The organism is Brevibacillus laterosporus LMG 15441, assembly GCF_000219535.2.
GTDB lineage: Bacteria > Bacillota > Bacilli > Brevibacillales > Brevibacillaceae > Brevibacillus_B > Brevibacillus_B halotolerans.
On sequence record NZ_CP007806.1, the window covers coordinates 1,278,092 to 1,294,539 of the forward strand.

Here is a 16,448-nt window from a genome sequence, read left to right on the forward strand (position 1 = left end):
TTATGCTGATCCCTATGGTCGTAGAGCAAACTAACCGCGGAGAACGTGCGTACGATATTTATTCTCGTCTGTTAAAAGACCGTATCATATTTCTGGGCAGTGAGATTGATGATGAAATAGCAAATGCAGTAGTAGCGCAATTGTTATTCCTTGAATCTGAAGAACCAGGAAAAGACATTAGCCTATACATAAATTCTCCAGGCGGTTCTGTAACCGCAGGCATGGCGATTTATGACACCATGCAATTTATCAAATCGGACGTTTCCACGATTTGCATCGGCATGGCGGCCAGCATGGGTGCGGTACTTTTGGCTGCAGGCGCGAAAGGTAAGCGTTTTGCATTACCAAACAGTGAAGTGATGATTCATCAACCGCTGGGTGGTGTTCGTGGTCAAGCGGAGGATATTCGTATTCACGCTGACTGGATTATCAAAACAAAGCGTCAATTAAATGAGATTTTGGCAGAAAGAACAGGTCAACCTTATGAAGTGATTGACCGCGATACAGATCGCGATAACTTCATGTCTGCTGAGGAAGCGAAAAACTACGGGTTAATTGACAGTGTGATCGAACGCCGTTAAGGGGCCATCCTGTGCTTGGCTGAAAAAATCATCGACGTGAGGTGAAAAACATGTTCAAGTTTAATGACGATAAAGGTCAATTAAAGTGCTCTTTCTGCGGAAAGTCTCAAGAGCAGGTTCGCAAGCTTGTAGCTGGTCCAGGTGTTTACATTTGTGATGAGTGCATTGAGCTTTGCAATGAGATCGTACAAGAAGAACTAGGGACCGATGAAGATATCGATATGAAGGAAATTCCAAAACCATTGGAAATCCGTAATATCCTAGATGATTATGTTATTGGACAAAATCAAGCTAAGAAATCCTTGGCTGTTGCTGTATATAATCATTACAAACGAATCAATTCAGGTGCGAAGATTGAGGATGTTGAATTATCCAAATCCAATATCGTACTAATTGGACCAACAGGTAGCGGTAAAACGTTGTTAGCTCAAACGCTAGCCCGCATCCTAAATGTACCGTTTGCGATCGCTGATGCTACATCGCTAACGGAAGCTGGATATGTTGGGGAAGATGTTGAAAATATCTTGCTGAAGCTTATCCAAGCTGCTGATTATGATGTAGAAAAAGCGGAGAAGGGGATTATCTATATTGACGAGATTGATAAAGTTGCTCGTAAATCTGAGAATCCTTCTATCACACGCGATGTATCAGGTGAGGGTGTACAACAAGCATTGTTGAAAATTCTAGAGGGTACAGTAGCGAGTGTGCCACCTCAAGGTGGACGCAAGCATCCTCATCAGGAATTTATCCAAATCGATACCTCCAATATCTTGTTCATTTGCGGTGGTGCATTTGACGGCATCGAGCAAATTATCAAGCGCCGTATTGGTAAAAAAGTAATCGGTTTTGGTTCTGAAATGGTGGAAGGTGTTAAATCCGACTTAAAACAAGGCGAATACCTAAAATACGTATTGCCTGAGGACCTGCTCAAATTCGGTTTGATACCGGAATTTGTAGGTCGATTGCCGGTACATGCAACACTTGAGCCATTAGACGAAGAGACATTGGTACGAATTTTGACAGAGCCAAAAAATGCTTTGATCAAACAATACCAAAAGCTACTTAGTCTAGATGGAGTAGAGCTTGAGTTTACAGAAGGCGCTTTGACTCAAATTGCAAAAGAAGCAATTAAGCGTAACACTGGTGCTCGTGGTCTACGTGCAATTATTGAACAAATCATGCTGGATATGATGTATGAGCTTCCTTCGCGTGAGGACGTGGAGAAGTGCCTAATTACGGAGGAAGTGGTTACCGAAAAGGTAAAGCCACAACTAAAGAATAAAGAAGGCGACATCATCCAATCAGCGTAAAAACTCTCGATCAAGCAGGCTAACACCTGTTTGGTGAAAATGATAAGAAAAAGGTGCTTCGTTCTTTGGAACAAGCGCCTTTTTTTGTGTCAAAGAATAAGTGTACTCTATGCTAAGGGCTGGTAGTGATCCAGATTTCGAAGGATGTAGGGATGTAAGGATGTAGATGGAAAATTGAGGTGCTCGATCCATAAGAGCTTACATGATACCCAAAAGGTTGTGTAATGATCCTGTTTACTCTCCCATGCACTAGGTAATACTACTTTTATATCGTTTTGGAGGTATTACCAGCATTACTTGGGAGGGTATAGAATTGGAATATACAACGGTCATAGTAGGGGCTATTGAGCTTGTCGTTGGGATCATTATAGGCATCTACTTTTTTAATCTGTTAAAGATGCAAAGAACAACAAAGGTTTCAACGGAAAAAGAATCCCGTAAAGAGGTAGATCATTTACGTAAAATGAAAATGGTCGCATTGACTGAGCCATTATCTGAGAAAACACGACCTAGTAAGCTAGAAGATATCGTTGGACAGCAGGACGGGTTAAAAGCATTACGAGCAGCGTTATGTGGGCCTAACCCGCAGCATGTTATTATTTATGGACCCCCAGGGGTAGGGAAGACAGCTGCTGCCCGTGTCGTGCTGGAAGCTGCCAAAAAAAGCTCGCTTTCCCCCTTTAAACAGGACGCTAAATTTGTGGAAATTGATGCAACTATTGCTAGGTTTGATGAACGCGGCATTGCTGATCCGCTAATTGGTTCCGTGCATGATCCAATTTATCAAGGAGCGGGCTCTATGGGGCAAGCTGGTATCCCACAACCCAAGCCAGGTGCCGTTACCAAGGCACATGGAGGGATTTTATTTCTAGATGAAATAGGCGAGCTACATACAGTACAGATGAATAAACTGCTAAAAGTGTTGGAAGACCGAAAAGTAATGCTGGAGAGCGCTTATTACAGCGAAGAGAACACTCAGATACCTGCCCATATCCATGAGATTTTTCAATATGGACTCCCGGCTGATTTTCGTTTAGTCGGAGCTACAACACGTACACCAGAAGAAATTCCCCCCGCCTTGCGCTCGCGGTGTTTAGAGATATTTTTCCGGCCTCTACAGCCTAATGAGATTGGAAGTATTGTTTCTAAGGCCATGAAAAAAATGCAAATTCAGGTGGAGAATGACGCGATTGCAGTGATAGAGCGTTATGCAACCAATGGACGTGAAGCCATTAATACATTACAGATAGCTGCAGGAATATGTATGACAGAAGGACGTGAGATCGTAACCACTCAGGACGTGGAATGGGTGGTACATAGCAGTCAAAAATCGCCTCGTCAAGAAAAACAAGTACATGAGCAAGCTCAAATTGGTGTCATCAACGGGCTGGCTGTTTATGGTCCTAACATGGGAACCGTGATGGAAGTGGAGGTAACCGCCTCATTAGCCCCTATTAAAGGTGCAGGCAAACTTACTCTGACTGGTTTAGTGGAGGAAGAGGAGTTAGGGGGTCCGAGCCGAACCATTCGCCGTAAATCTATGGCGAAAGGCTCCATTGATAATGTATTAACTGTTCTTCACCGCCTAGGCATTCAGCCATATGACTATGATTTACACATTAATTTTCCCGGTGGTGTGCCTGTGGATGGCCCTTCCGCAGGCTTAACAATTGCAATCGCAATCTATTCGGCTATCAAAGAAAGACTTATTGATAATTTATTGGCCGTTACAGGCGAGGTTAGTATCCATGGTAAGGTAAAGCCAGTTGGCGGAGTGGTTGCTAAAGTAGAAGCAGCTCGTCAAGCAGGGGCTAAACGTGTTTTCATTCCAGCAGAGAATTGGCAGACGATCTTTGCGGATATAGAAGGTATTGAAGTAATCGCAATCCATTATGTAGAGGAAGCAATCCAAATGGCATTTGTAGACCAAGGTGCTTTAACTCAAATTGACGAAACAGACCAGACCGAAGAAACGTACTTGCCGCCGTTTAGTGTACCTGTACAAGTGGAGGGCATTCAGCCAGGCACTTTACCGTTATAGCATAAGAGGATAGATTCATTTGTTTTACACATAGGCTCCGTTCCTATATGGCTAGGCGGGGCCTATCTCTATCCCATATTTTTTTAATCAAAGTGTACGAAGAAGCAGAAGCTTCTATGAAAGATTAGGAATTTTTGGGTATAATAAAAACGGCTTCATCATCGTATGTGTGTTACAAATGTCGAAATGAAGGCATGTAATATAAGCAAATGCATGTGGTCATTAGACATTGGGTATCATTTTGCGATACAATGAGACGATACCGTCTTTCAGACATTATAAAAGAGAGATATCGTGGCCTTAGAATGGGAGGTGCTTGGTCATGAGTGAACATACAGGATCCCGTGAAATACCACTGCTTCCGCTTCGTGGTTTATTGGTTTACCCAAGCATGGTGTTGCATTTGGATGTAGGACGTGAGAAATCCGTAAGGGCTCTTGAAAGAGCGATGGTAGATGATAATTATATTCTGCTATCAACGCAAGAGGATGTGCAGGTGGAGGAACCGGATGCAGAACAAATTTATTCGGTAGGTACAGTTGCACGAGTGAAGCAGATGTTAAAGCTACCTAATGGAACAATTCGTGTACTAGTGGAAGGCTTAGAGCGTGCCTCTATTAACGAATATCTGCAAAAAGATGATTATTACTACGTTTCGATTACATATTTACCGGAAACCGTGGAAAATGAAAATGAAATCGAAGCTATGGTGCGAACTGTTTTACAGCAGTTCGAGCAATATATCAAAATTTCTAAGAAAGTATCCCCTGAGACGCTAAGCTCAGTTAGTGATATTGACGAAGCGGGGCGCATGGCGGATGTCATTGCATCCCATCTACCGCTTAAAATAAAGGATAAGCAAGACGTATTAGAAGCAGTAGATGTGCATCGTCGTCTAGAAATCTTACTTAATATCTTAAATAACGAACGAGAAGTACTGGAACTAGAACGACGTATTGGTCAGCGCGTTAAAAAGCAAATGGAAAAAACGCAAAAAGAATATTACCTGCGCGAACAGATGAAGGCCATACAAAAGGAGCTAGGTGATCGTGACGGGCGAAATGGGGAAATGGATGATTTACGTGAGCAATTGCTCCAATCCGACGCCCCAGAGCGTATCAAGGTTAAGCTGGAGAAAGAACTTGATCGCCTAGATAAGATGCCAGCTACTTCTGCAGAAAGCAGTGTGGTTCGCACTTATATTGATACATTACTCTCCTTGCCATGGACGAAAAAGACAGAGGATAATCTAGATATTGCCCATGCAGAATCGATTTTAAATGAAGACCACTATGGCCTTGAAAAACCAAAAGAGCGCATTCTAGAGTATCTTGCTGTACAAAAATTAGTAAGTGATTTAAAAGGACCGATTCTATGCCTTGTAGGCCCTCCAGGTGTAGGTAAAACCTCCTTGGGTAGATCTATTGCAAGAGCGATGGGCCGGAAATTTATCCGTATCTCGCTTGGTGGTGTGCGTGATGAAGCAGAAATTCGTGGACATCGTCGCACCTATGTAGGAGCGATGCCAGGCCGAATCATTCAATCCATGCGCCAAGCAGGTACTGTTAATCCTGTTATTCTGCTTGATGAGATCGATAAGCTTGCGAGTGATTTCCGCGGAGATCCAGCGTCAGCCTTATTAGAAGTGCTTGATCCAAATCAGAACGAAAAATTTAGTGATCATTATGTAGAAGAAGTTTATGATTTGTCCAACGTTATCTTCTTAACAACGGCAAATACGCTTCATACCATACCAAGACCATTGCTTGATCGGATGGAGACGATCGAAATTTCCGGCTATACCGAGCTAGAGAAATTCCATATTATGCAGGATTATCTCCTTCCTAAAAATATAAAGTCCCATGGTATCACAAAAGAGAAGCTCCAAGTGGCCGATGAAGCCATGATGAAGGTGATTCGTCAGTATACACGAGAAGCAGGGGTACGTAACCTGAACCGTGAAGCAGCGAATCTGTGCCGTAAAGCTGCAAAAATCATTGTCAGTGGAGAAAAGAAACGCGTAGTTGTGACACCTAAGACCTTGGAGAACCTGCTAGGTAAACCGCGATTCCGCTATGGTCTAGCAGAGAAAGAAGACCAGGTGGGTTCTGTTACTGGATTAGCATGGACTCAGGTGGGGGGAGATACCTTAAATGTTGAAGTAAGTGTTTATCCTGGTAAAGGTACTCTCACATTAACTGGTCAACTAGGTGACGTGATGAAGGAGTCAGCTCAAGCTGCTCTCAGCTATATTCGTTCTCGTGCTGGTCAATGGGATATTACTCAGGAATTCCTAGAGAAAAATGATATTCATATTCACGTGCCAGAAGGAGCAATTCCAAAGGATGGTCCTTCCGCAGGAATTACAATGGCAACGGCCTTGTTATCTGCTTTGACAAATATTCCTGTGCGTAAAGAAGTGGGTATGACGGGTGAGATTACATTACGTGGTCGTGTATTGCCGATTGGCGGTTTGAAGGAAAAGGTACTGTCTGCCCATCGTGCCGGCCTAACTACCATTATCTTGCCAATTGAAAACGAGAAAGACTTAGAAGATATTCCAGAAAGTGTGAAAAATGATATGACGTTCCATCCGGTAGAACAGATGGATGACGTGATTAAATATGCTTTTGTGCAAGGGAAAATGGTGAAAAAGAAATGAAGATTACTTCAGCAGAATTTATTATTAGTGCCGTAGGGCCTCAACAATACCCAAAGGATCGCCTGCCAGAGATTGCTCTGGTGGGTCGTTCCAATGTGGGGAAATCATCTTTAATCAATAAAATGTTAAGTCGTAAAGCAATTGCTCGGACAAGCTCGCGTCCCGGAAAAACGCAAACACTTAACTATTTTAAAGTGAATAATCAAATGTACTTTGTGGATTTTCCAGGCTATGGATATGCGAAGGTTTCCAAGTCCATTAAGTCGACCTGGGGCGGTATGATAGATGCTTACCTGAGCAAGCGAGAAGAGCTTAGATTTGTTGTTCAGCTAGTAGATATTCGCCATGCTCCCTCCAAAGAGGACGTTAGCATGTATGAATATTGCAAGGAGCTTGGAATCCCTACTATCGTGGTAGCAACGAAAGGCGATAAGATTTCTCGCGGAAGATGGCTACAGCATTTAAAAGTTATTCGTCAAACTTTGAATTTCCAGTCAACAGATGCTCTCATTGTTTTCTCTACAGAAATGGGACAAGGCAGAGATGAATTATGGGGAGAAATTTTACGCAGGTTAAAAGGCAAGCAGGAATCACCCGAAGAATCTGCTCATATACTGGAAGGTAACGAGTAACTAAATCAGGCTACGTTAGAAAGACACCAGCAGCTTAGATAGACAAACAGCTTCCCGAGGAGGAGAAAGGATGTCTTCACAAGGATTTGCATTACGGGGACTTATTGAAGGATTTTACGGTAAGCCGTGGTCGCATGAGGATCGGATTGATATGCTGCACTTTATCAGTCAGCATGGCTTTAATGCCTATTTTTATGCGCCCAAAGATGATGCGATCCTGCGAGATGATTGGCAGATGCATCATTCTCCCGCCCAAATGCGTCTCATTTCGGAGCTGATTTCAGAGGCACATTCGGTGGGATGTGCCTTTTATTATTGTCTCAGTCCGGGAATGAGCATGCAGTATGCCAACTCGAAGCACGTAGATAGATTGATAGAAAAGTACGAGAATCTCCTTGCCTGCGGTGTGACGAAATTTGCTCTGTTGTTTGATGATATTCCACAGGAATTAATGCACAAAAGTGATCAAGAGGCATTCATTCATTTAGCAGAGGCGCATGTGCAGGTTACTCTTTTGGTCTGGAACAAGCTAAAAGAGACTAGTAAGGATGACATCCATCTCGTGGTATGCCCTACGGTTTATCATGGTAGAGGTGATGAGGCGTATATTACCTATCTGGGACAGCATTTACCAACAGAAATCGATCTGTTTTGGACGGGGAGGTTTGTCTGTTCTCCTTATCTAACGGAAGCAGACTCCCAATACTTTTTTGAACAAACACGACACTTCCCGCTTTATTGGGATAATTATCCGGTGAATGATCTGGTGATGTCGAGTGAGCTGCACATTGGTCCTTTGCAAAATAGGGATGCTACTCTCTTCCGTTTTGCTACGGGGTATGTAGCTAATGCAATGGAATATCCGGAAAGCTCCAAAATTCCTATCATGACGATCGGCGAATATTTAACCCATCCTGATTCCTATGATCCGGAAGAAGCCTTCCAACGTGCAGTGAAAGAGATAGCGGGGTCTCAAGATTTTGATGCCTTTCTTTTGTTTGCCGATCATGTGCGCGCATCGTTTTTGTGTGACGAGGAAGCGCCGCAGCTACTGGAAAAATTACATCAATTTCGCTACCACTTTTTTCACGGCGATCAACAGAAGGCTGTGGAAATCCTAGAGCATACCTTTTCCGAAATGGAGAGCTCTGCAAGGCACCTATTGAACGGTATGCAAAATGAAAGGTTATATAAAGAAATAAAAGGCTGGCTGAAAAAGTATGCATACTGGGCTAAATTAGGCAAAACGGCAACACGTTTAATTGATGCTGGTCGGAAGGGACAAACGCTTCGGGCAATCTTCTACTTTTTACGAATGAGGCGAAGATTACGGCAAGCGGAAAAGCTTCCTGAGAAGGTAAGTAGCAATGTCATGCGGTTAATGGTAGAGGCGCTTAGCTTGGAAGTGCGAAATTATCGAACTTGGAAACGTCGTGTATAAGATTGAAAGCAAAATCAAACAGGCACCTTTCTATTCGCAAGAAGGAAGATGTCTGTTTGATTTTTTACGTACAAAAGCTAACTCTATAGAGATAAGACTGTAGAAGGCTAAGCAGATATTTTGGCTTTTAGATTGCGTAGCCAGAATAGAATAGGCAGTTCTGAAAACAGCATACCACTTAGGATAAAAGCACAGCCGATCAATTGTTTCATCGTCAACAGCTCGTGAATCCATAGATAGGAGGTGAAGGCTGCAAAGACTGGTTCTAAGGCAAAGATCAGTGCCACATGCGTTGGAGAGGTGTCCTTTTGAAAAGAGGTTTGCACTAAGAATGCAAGGGCAGTAGCTGGAATTGCCGTGATAAATAGCGCCCATAGAACCTCAGGGTGTCCTATGATGAAAGGGTTATATATCGCTTGCCAATCCTCTAAAAGAAGGGCGTAGCACATACTGAAAAAAGAGACAGTGAACAATTGAATGATTACTAAGGGCATCGTAGGAAACCGAGGAGAATATCGACCGGTCAACACAATCTGCATGGCAAAGCAAATCGCACAGCAAAGCACTAAAAAATCGCCAAATGTAAGAGAAAGAGTTCCATTCATTGTTAATAAGTAAAGTCCAATTACGGCCATGCAGACGCCGATAAAGGTAGAGGCTTTCACTTTATGCGTAAGTACAACAATCGAGAGTAAGGGCACAAGCACAACCGACAGACCTGTAATAAATCCTGCCTTTGATGGTGAGGTATACAAGAGTCCTACTGTTTGAGTTGCATAACTGACAAACAGCCAAAAGCCTAGAAATACACCGCTGCGTACCAAAGAAAAGTTACAGGTTTGCCAAGCCCTTGGATTTCGAATAAAGTAGATAAGGGACAAGAATAACGAAGCGCTAAAAAAACGGATCGCATTAAACGTATTGGGAGGAAGCATGTGAACCGCATTCTGAACGACCACAAAGGTTGCTCCCCAGATAAAAACGATACATAACAATAAACAGTCAACCATCAATGCTTTTTTCACCCTACTACCTCGTTTCTAGAAAATATGTTGGCTGATTTCGAGCTATAGTACTCATTATAAGAGTAGATAAACAGGGAAGGAAGGAGTTTTTTGATAGTTCCGAAAGAAGCATGAATAAGTAAAAACGAGACAAACTAAGATAGTGAAAATCTGGATAAAATTAACAAGATGAACGAATGTTAATTTGTGGAAAAAGATGTGAAATCCTGAAAGTAATTTGTCGAACCAGTGAATAGCACATTTGACAAGGTTTTTTGGATAACTTTAATGAAAATTTCACATTTTAAACTACTTGCTTACGGACATAATGTTATAATAAAGAAGCTAAAATCCGTATTTGAATGACACGGGAGGAAGGCTATGGAAATCTTACTGCTCGGCCTAAACTATAAGACAGCGCCTGTCGAAATTCGTGAAAAATTCACGTTTAATGACGACAGCACGCCGAGAGCACTTCATATTCTATCTCATACCAAAAGCATTCTAGAATGTATCATTGTAGGAACCTGTAACCGTACTGAAATCTATGTGGTTTGCGATCAGTTGCATACCGGTAGATTTTATACACGGAATTTTCTTGCAGAATGGTTTGGCGTAGAGAAAGAGTCGCTTCTCGATTATATGTACGTAAAGGAAAATGACGAAGCGATTGAGCACTTATACCGTGTAACCTGTGGACTCGATTCCATGGTAATGGGCGAGACACAGATTATTGGTCAAATTCGCAACGCTTTTCTCCTAGCACAACAACATGAGACTACTGGAACCATTTTTAATACACTGTTTAAACAGGCTGTAACCCTTGCAAAACGGGCTCATACAGAGACTTCTGTAGGCCAAAATGCTGTATCTATCAGCTATGCCGCGATTGAGCTTGGCAAAAAGATTTTTGGAAGCTTTGCTGATAAGCATGTACTGATCTTAGGTGCAGGTAAAATGAGCTTGTTAACAGCTAAGCATTTGCACGCAAACGGAGTAGCGCATGTGACAGTAGCAAACCGTACTCTGGAACGTGCACAGACCTTAGCGGAACAGTTCCGCGGTGAAGCCTGTACCATGGAGGATCTGCCCCAGAAGCTGGCTAAAGCAGACATCGTCATCAGTTCGACGGGAGCAACCGGTTTTGTGTTAACAAAAGCACAATTAAAGCCGATTATGAAGCAGCGTCCTCATAAGCCATTGTTTATGATTGATATCGCCGTGCCGCGTGATCTTGATCCTGATATTCATGGGCTAGAAAATGTATTCCTGTATGACATAGATGATCTGGAGGGCATTGTTCAGAGCAATCTAGCTGAACGCTCCAAAGAAGCAGAGCGTATTGAACTTATGATTGAGGAAGAAAAGCAGGAGTTCATTAACTGGAAACAGACGCTGGGCGTTGTGCCTTTGATTGCGGCATTGCGTGAAAAAGCATTTTCCATTCATGGAGAAGCAATCCGCAAAATTGAAAACAAGTTGCCTCATTTAAATGAGAAGGAAATGCATATTATCCGCAAGCATACACGTGGAATTATTTCTCAATTGCTGCATGATCCAATCGTACAACTCAAGGAGTTGACCGTCCAAAAGAAAGGAGAAGAGGTACTCGATATCTTTTCTACAATTTTTGCTTTGGATGAAAGATTGGAAGGTAAAAAACAGGAAGCATTATGGGAGCAACAAAAGCGTGAGAGCTTAAGACGTGAAAAAGCTGTTTCATTACAATCACGTGAACAGCGTTTCTAGCAAGAGACGAGGAAGAAATGGATTTCTTCCTGCTCCGCCTGTTTTCACAGGCAATTGAGAAAATGGGCGTGATCTAGATAGTAGGGAAAGGTGAGCGTGTATGGCAAATGCAAGGTGGCTCTATGACTTGACCATCTTTCTCTATGCAGCGGGTGTACTTTGTTACTTCAATGATTTTTTGCAGAGTAACCGGCGAATGAAGCAAATTGCGCTAGGACTACTCTCGATTGTCTGGTTGTTACAAACCATCTTTTTTGTTTACCAAATGATCGTAAAGTCATATTTGCCCGTTGTTACCTTTTTTGAAACCTTAGTTTTTTATTCTTGGGTATTGGTGACCCTTTCTCTGATCATACATGCTGTAGCTCGCATTGATTTCTTACTATTTTTTACTAATGTAATCGGGTTTGGAGTTCTCACCTTATCCATGTTCTTTTCAGAGCCAGCAACTCCGCAACACAGCGGAGTTATCTCTGATTTTATTTTTATTCATGTGACAATTGCTATCATTAGTTACGCATTACTGGCCGTGTCCATGATATTCTCAGGTATGTATCTAGTGAATCTACATATGCTGAAGCAAAAAAAATGGACACCACTGTGGCAACGGCTCCCAAGTTTGGAGAAATTGGATGCGTTTTCTTTTAAACTAAACATTTTTGGTGTGCCGCTACTTTTGTTGTCAGTCATTTTAGGCAGTATTTGGGCACAATTGATTTTTTCACATGGATTTTGGATGGACGCGAAAGTGTGTATGTCGATCGTCGTTCTGATTTTATATAGTATGCTGTTGTATCAAAGGGTTCGGAATCAATGGTTGGGAAAAGTGGCAGCATGGATAAACATCATTGCATTTGTATGTTTATTGCTTAATTTTTTGCTGATTGATCCCTACTCACAATTTCATCAATGGTCGTAGAGAGGTGGGGCAGATGAATCCGCATTATCCAATTCATGTTAAAATGGAGGGAATGCTCTGTGCAGTTATTGGTGGTGGAGAAGTAGCTCAACGTAAGGTAGGTTCTCTACTGGAATGTGGGGCAATTATCACCATTATTTCTCCTGAGATAACGCCATTGTTAGCTGAATGGACCGAGCAGGGGAAGATCAATTGGAAACGTGAGCTGTATCAGGGACAGGATTTAAGTCCGTATTTTTTTATCGTAGCTGCGACCAATCATCGGCATGTCAACTATTCGGTATATGAACAAGCGAAAAGAACCAAGGCTTTTATAAATATTGCAGACCGACCAGACCTATGCAATTATATCGTTCCTTCTACGGTCAAGCGAGGCAGGCTAGTGATTTCTGTATCTACCTCGGGTGCAAGCCCTAGTTTGGCAAGTAAGCTGCGTAGAAGGCTAGAACGAGAGTTTGGTCAGGAATATGAGGGCTATGTTGACTTTTTAGCCCAGATGCGTTTAAAGGTTTTACAGGAGATTAAAGATGCGAACGTGCGCAAACAAATCTTTCAAGAGTTGCTTGATGATAGATATGTAGAGGCGCCTTCCCTGCAAAGAGAGCAGATGGCAGATGCTTTACTACAACAGGTGAAACAAAGAGAGCAATTATAGGGAGGCAGACATGAAAGAGTGGAAAGTTGGATCGCGTAAAAGCATGCTGGCACTTACCCAAACAAAATGGGTGCTGGCTCGTTTGCGTGAAATAGACCCTGCATCAAGTTTTAGCATCACAGAGATTGTTACAAAGGGAGATCGCATTCTGGATGTTACACTTTCCAAAGTGGGCGGTAAAGGTCTGTTTGTTAAAGAAATTGAACAATCCCTGTTGGAAGAACAAACTGATATGGCTGTCCATAGTTTAAAAGATATGCCTGCTGTCTTACCAGAAGGTTTGACGATCGGTGCCATTCCAAAAAGGGAAGACCCGAGGGATGTGCTGATTTCCAAGGACGGTAAGACGCTAGATGAGCTAAAACAAGGCGCTGTGGTGGGAACGAGCAGTTTGCGCCGCTCCTCCCAATTGCTACATTACCGACCTGATCTCATTATTAAACCGATTCGGGGAAATATTGATACACGAATCCGCAAGCTAGAGGAAGAAGATTTTGATGCAATTATTCTGGCTGCTGCCGGTCTTAAACGTGTGGAGTGGAAGGGCACGATCACGCAGTATCTTGATCCACAAATCAGTCTCCCTGCGGTGGGGCAGGGGGCGCTTGCTATTGAGTGCCGTACACATGATGCTGAAATGATGTCACTTTTACAACGGTTTGATCATCTGGAGACCCGTTATGCGGTTGAAGCGGAGCGAGCTTTTCTTCACAAAATGGAGGGAAGCTGTCAAGTGCCGATTGGCGCTTATGCAGAAGTACAGCTTGATGCAAATCAAAAGCCTTCCATTAGCATTACAGGGATGGTAGGGTCTCCTGACGGAAGCCAATTGTTTAAAGCAACATTGACTGGAGACAATCCTCAAGCATTGGGTGAAAATTTGGCAGAAGAGCTGCTCCGTCAGGGGGCGCGAGAAGTGCTTGCTAAAGTATTGGAGGAGAACCGTCAATGAATAAAGGAAAAGTTTTCTTAGTAGGTGCTGGGCCTGGTGACCCTAAGCTAATTACGGTGCGTGGTTTGGAAACGATTCAAATGGCTGATTGCATCGTGTATGATCGCTTGGCAAGTCCACGATTGCTAGCTCATGCAAAACCGGACGTAGAGTTAATCTATTGTGGAAAACTACCTGATCGTCATACCCTAACCCAGGAAGAGATCAATCAGGTATTAGTCGATAAAGCATTAGAAGGGAAAGTGGTTACTCGTCTAAAAGGCGGGGACCCTTCTATCTTTGGGCGTGTTGGAGAAGAAGCTGAAGAATTGGCTAAGCACGATATTTTATTTGAGATTGTACCAGGGATCACTTCAGGGATTGCTGCTCCGGCGTATGCAGGCATCCCCGTGACCCATCGCGATTTTAATTCCTCGTTAGCAATAGTGACAGGACATGAGCGTCCAGAGAAAACAGAATCAAGCATTAACTGGGAAAAATTAGCCACGGCTGTTGGCACGATCATCTTTTACATGGGAGTAGGCAATCTCCCCTATATTACGGAACAATTAATGAAGAATGGTCGCTCTCCACAAACACCGGTAGCTTTGGTGCGTTGGGGGACTTTAGTCGAACAGGAAACCTTGGTCGGCACCTTAGAGGACATTGTAGAGAAGCGTGAGCAGGCAGGTTTAACAAATCCTTCTATCATTGTGGTTGGAGAAGTGGTTACGCTTCGTGAAAAATTACAATGGTTTGAGAAAAAGCCGTTGTTTGGGAAGCGTGTACTCGTTACGCGTGCTAGAAGTCAAGCCAGTGAACTATCGAATCAAATCAATGAATTAGGCGGGGAGGCATATGAATTCCCGCTGATAAAGATGGTTGAGCCACAAGCTTTACCGCAATTGGATACCGCATTGCAACAGCTATCAGCTTTTGACTGGGTCATGTTTACTAGTCCAAATGGGGTTCAATTCTTCTTTAAACGCTTGCGTGAGTTAAAGATTGACATTCGTACCCTAACTGGTAAGATTGCGGCCGTTGGTCCGAAAACCGCCTCCATGCTAGAAGAAAGAGGCTTGACGGTAAATGTCTTACCTGGTGAGTTTCTTGCAGAGGGCTTGGTTGAATCCCTTAAGGATGAGTTACAGCCAGGCTCTAAAGTCTTGCTTCCACGTGCGGATATAGCGCGCGAAACATTGCCACGAGAGCTGAGAACTCTCGGCATGGAAGTGACGGAAGTAGATACCTATGATACAGTTATAGATGCACAGAACATTGGGGAAACGGTTTCCCTATTGGAAGAAAAGGCGATACAGATCATTACATTTACCAGCTCCTCTACGGTCAAAAACTTTGTGGAAGCGCTGAAGGAATACGATCTTACCCAATTACTTCAGGGTGTACAGATTGCTTGCATTGGACCGATTACAGCGGATACGGCAAGACAAGCAGGCTTGCAAGTGGATATCATGGCAAGTGAATATACAATTGAAGGACTAGTCAATGCACTAATTACCACGTAAAAGGGGAAGTAGATCATGATTAAATTTGACCGTCATCGTCGTTTGCGCCGAAGCCAAGCGATGCGTAACCTTGTACGAGAAAACCATGTGCGAGTAGAAGATTTGATCTATCCGCTGTTCATAGTAGAAGGGGAAAACATCAAAAATGAAATTTCCTCTATGCCTGGCGTTTATCATTTTTCCTTGGATCGTCTTCATGAAGAAGTTGAAGAAATCGTTAGTCTAGGCATTCAGGCTGTTCTTTTGTTTGGGGTTCCAGAGCATAAGGATGCGCTTGGAACAGAAGCTTATGCAGACAATGGGATTGTACAGCAAGCAATTCGTCACATAAAAGCCTCTTTCCCTGAGTTGCTTGTTATTGCAGATACATGCCTATGCGAATATACGGATCATGGCCACTGTGGTGTTTTGCATGAATGTGGAGAGCTACTAAATGATGAGTCTCTTGTTTTATTAAGCCAAGCTGCTGTATCACAGGCTAAAGCTGGCGCTGACATCATTGCGCCATCTAATATGATGGATGGATTTGTTACCGCCATTCGTGAAGCTTTAGATGAAGCTGGATTTACACATATTCCGATTATGTCTTATGCGGTTAAATATGCTTCTGCATACTACGGCCCGTTCCGTGAAGCAGCTCAATCCGCTCCGAAGTTCGGTAACCGTAAGTCCTACCAAATGGATTATGCTAATGCGCGTGAAGGTTTGCGCGAAGCAGAATCCGATGTGATGGAAGGGGCCGACTTCTTAATGGTAAAACCAGGTCTTGCTTACATGGACATGGTTTTACGCTTACGTCAAAGCTTTGATTTGCCGTTAGTTGTTTACAATATCAGTGGAGAGTATTCCATGGTAAAAGCAGCTAGTGCAAATGGCTGGATTGACGAGCAAGGCGTTGTTATGGAAACAATGACGGGATTCAAACGCGCAGGTGCTGATTTAATCATTACGTACCATGCTAAAGATGTTGCCAAGTGGCTACAAGGAGGTTCATAAC

At 43.1% G+C, this 16,448-nt stretch carries 13 protein-coding genes; 12 read left to right on the plus strand and 1 reads right to left on the minus strand.

The features are described from left to right. Window positions 1-2: 2 nt before the first annotated feature. The 6 genes from clpP (at window position 3) to BRLA_RS05985 (ending at window position 8,667) form a co-directional block, all read left to right on the plus strand. Window positions 3-581 carry an ATP-dependent Clp endopeptidase proteolytic subunit ClpP gene (gene clpP, locus BRLA_RS05960; protein ID WP_003334893.1) on the plus strand — a complete coding sequence of 193 codons (579 nt, stop codon included), beginning with the start codon at window positions 3-5 and terminating at the stop codon, window positions 579-581. A gap of 50 nt (window positions 582-631) precedes the next feature. Beyond that, window positions 632-1,891 carry an ATP-dependent protease ATP-binding subunit ClpX gene (gene clpX / locus BRLA_RS05965; protein ID WP_003334892.1) on the plus strand — a complete coding sequence of 420 codons (1,260 nt, stop codon included), beginning with the start codon at window positions 632-634 and terminating at the stop codon, window positions 1,889-1,891. A gap of 313 nt (window positions 1,892-2,204) precedes the next feature. Then, window positions 2,205-3,932 carry an ATP-dependent protease LonB gene (lonB, locus tag BRLA_RS05970; RefSeq protein WP_003334891.1) on the plus strand — a complete coding sequence of 576 codons (1,728 nt, stop codon included), beginning with the start codon at window positions 2,205-2,207 and terminating at the stop codon, window positions 3,930-3,932. A gap of 322 nt (window positions 3,933-4,254) precedes the next feature. After that, the gene (gene lon, locus BRLA_RS05975) at window positions 4,255-6,594 is read left to right on the plus strand and encodes an endopeptidase La (protein ID WP_003334890.1); all 2,340 of its coding nucleotides are present in this window, start codon (window positions 4,255-4,257) and stop codon (window positions 6,592-6,594) included. Further along, the gene (gene yihA / locus BRLA_RS05980; protein WP_003334889.1) at window positions 6,591-7,226 is read left to right on the plus strand and encodes a ribosome biogenesis GTP-binding protein YihA/YsxC; all 636 of its coding nucleotides are present in this window, start codon (window positions 6,591-6,593) and stop codon (window positions 7,224-7,226) included. The genes lon and yihA overlap by 4 nt, the downstream gene beginning before the upstream one ends. A 70-nt stretch (window positions 7,227-7,296) precedes the next feature. Beyond that, window positions 7,297-8,667, plus strand: coding sequence for a protein O-GlcNAcase (locus BRLA_RS05985; RefSeq protein WP_003334888.1), 1,371 nt, complete (start codon window positions 7,297-7,299; stop codon window positions 8,665-8,667). A gap of 107 nt (window positions 8,668-8,774) precedes the next feature. Here BRLA_RS05985 and BRLA_RS05990 read toward each other — a convergent pair whose 3' ends face one another. Next, the gene (locus BRLA_RS05990) at window positions 8,775-9,692 is read right to left on the minus strand and encodes a DMT family transporter (protein WP_336603405.1); all 918 of its coding nucleotides are present in this window, start codon (window positions 9,690-9,692) and stop codon (window positions 8,775-8,777) included. Between the two features lie 360 nt (window positions 9,693-10,052). Here BRLA_RS05990 and hemA point away from each other — a divergent pair, with 360 nt between their 5' ends. From hemA to hemB, 6 genes are all read left to right on the plus strand, one after another. Then, window positions 10,053-11,420 (plus strand): glutamyl-tRNA reductase, encoded by a 1,368-nt coding sequence (gene hemA / locus BRLA_RS05995; protein ID WP_003334886.1) that lies wholly within the window; start codon window positions 10,053-10,055, stop codon window positions 11,418-11,420. Between the two features lie 100 nt (window positions 11,421-11,520). Next, the gene (locus tag BRLA_RS06000; RefSeq protein ID WP_003334885.1) at window positions 11,521-12,339 is read left to right on the plus strand and encodes a cytochrome C assembly family protein; all 819 of its coding nucleotides are present in this window, start codon (window positions 11,521-11,523) and stop codon (window positions 12,337-12,339) included. Between the two features lie 13 nt (window positions 12,340-12,352). After that, entirely contained in the window at window positions 12,353-12,994 is a 642-nt protein-coding gene (locus BRLA_RS06005; protein ID WP_003334884.1) for a precorrin-2 dehydrogenase/sirohydrochlorin ferrochelatase family protein, read from the plus strand. A 10-nt stretch (window positions 12,995-13,004) separates the two neighbouring features. Then, window positions 13,005-13,946: a hydroxymethylbilane synthase gene (hemC, locus tag BRLA_RS06010; protein ID WP_003334883.1), complete on the plus strand. Its 942-nt coding sequence runs from the start codon at window positions 13,005-13,007 to the stop codon at window positions 13,944-13,946. Then, window positions 13,943-15,451, plus strand: a complete 1,509-nt coding sequence (gene cobA / locus BRLA_RS06015; RefSeq protein WP_003334882.1) for a uroporphyrinogen-III C-methyltransferase — start codon at window positions 13,943-13,945, stop codon at window positions 15,449-15,451. The genes hemC and cobA overlap by 4 nt, the downstream gene beginning before the upstream one ends. Before the next feature lie 15 nt (window positions 15,452-15,466). Then, entirely contained in the window at window positions 15,467-16,447 is a 981-nt protein-coding gene (hemB, locus tag BRLA_RS06020; RefSeq protein ID WP_003334881.1) for a porphobilinogen synthase, read from the plus strand. Window position 16,448 lies beyond the last annotated feature (1 nt).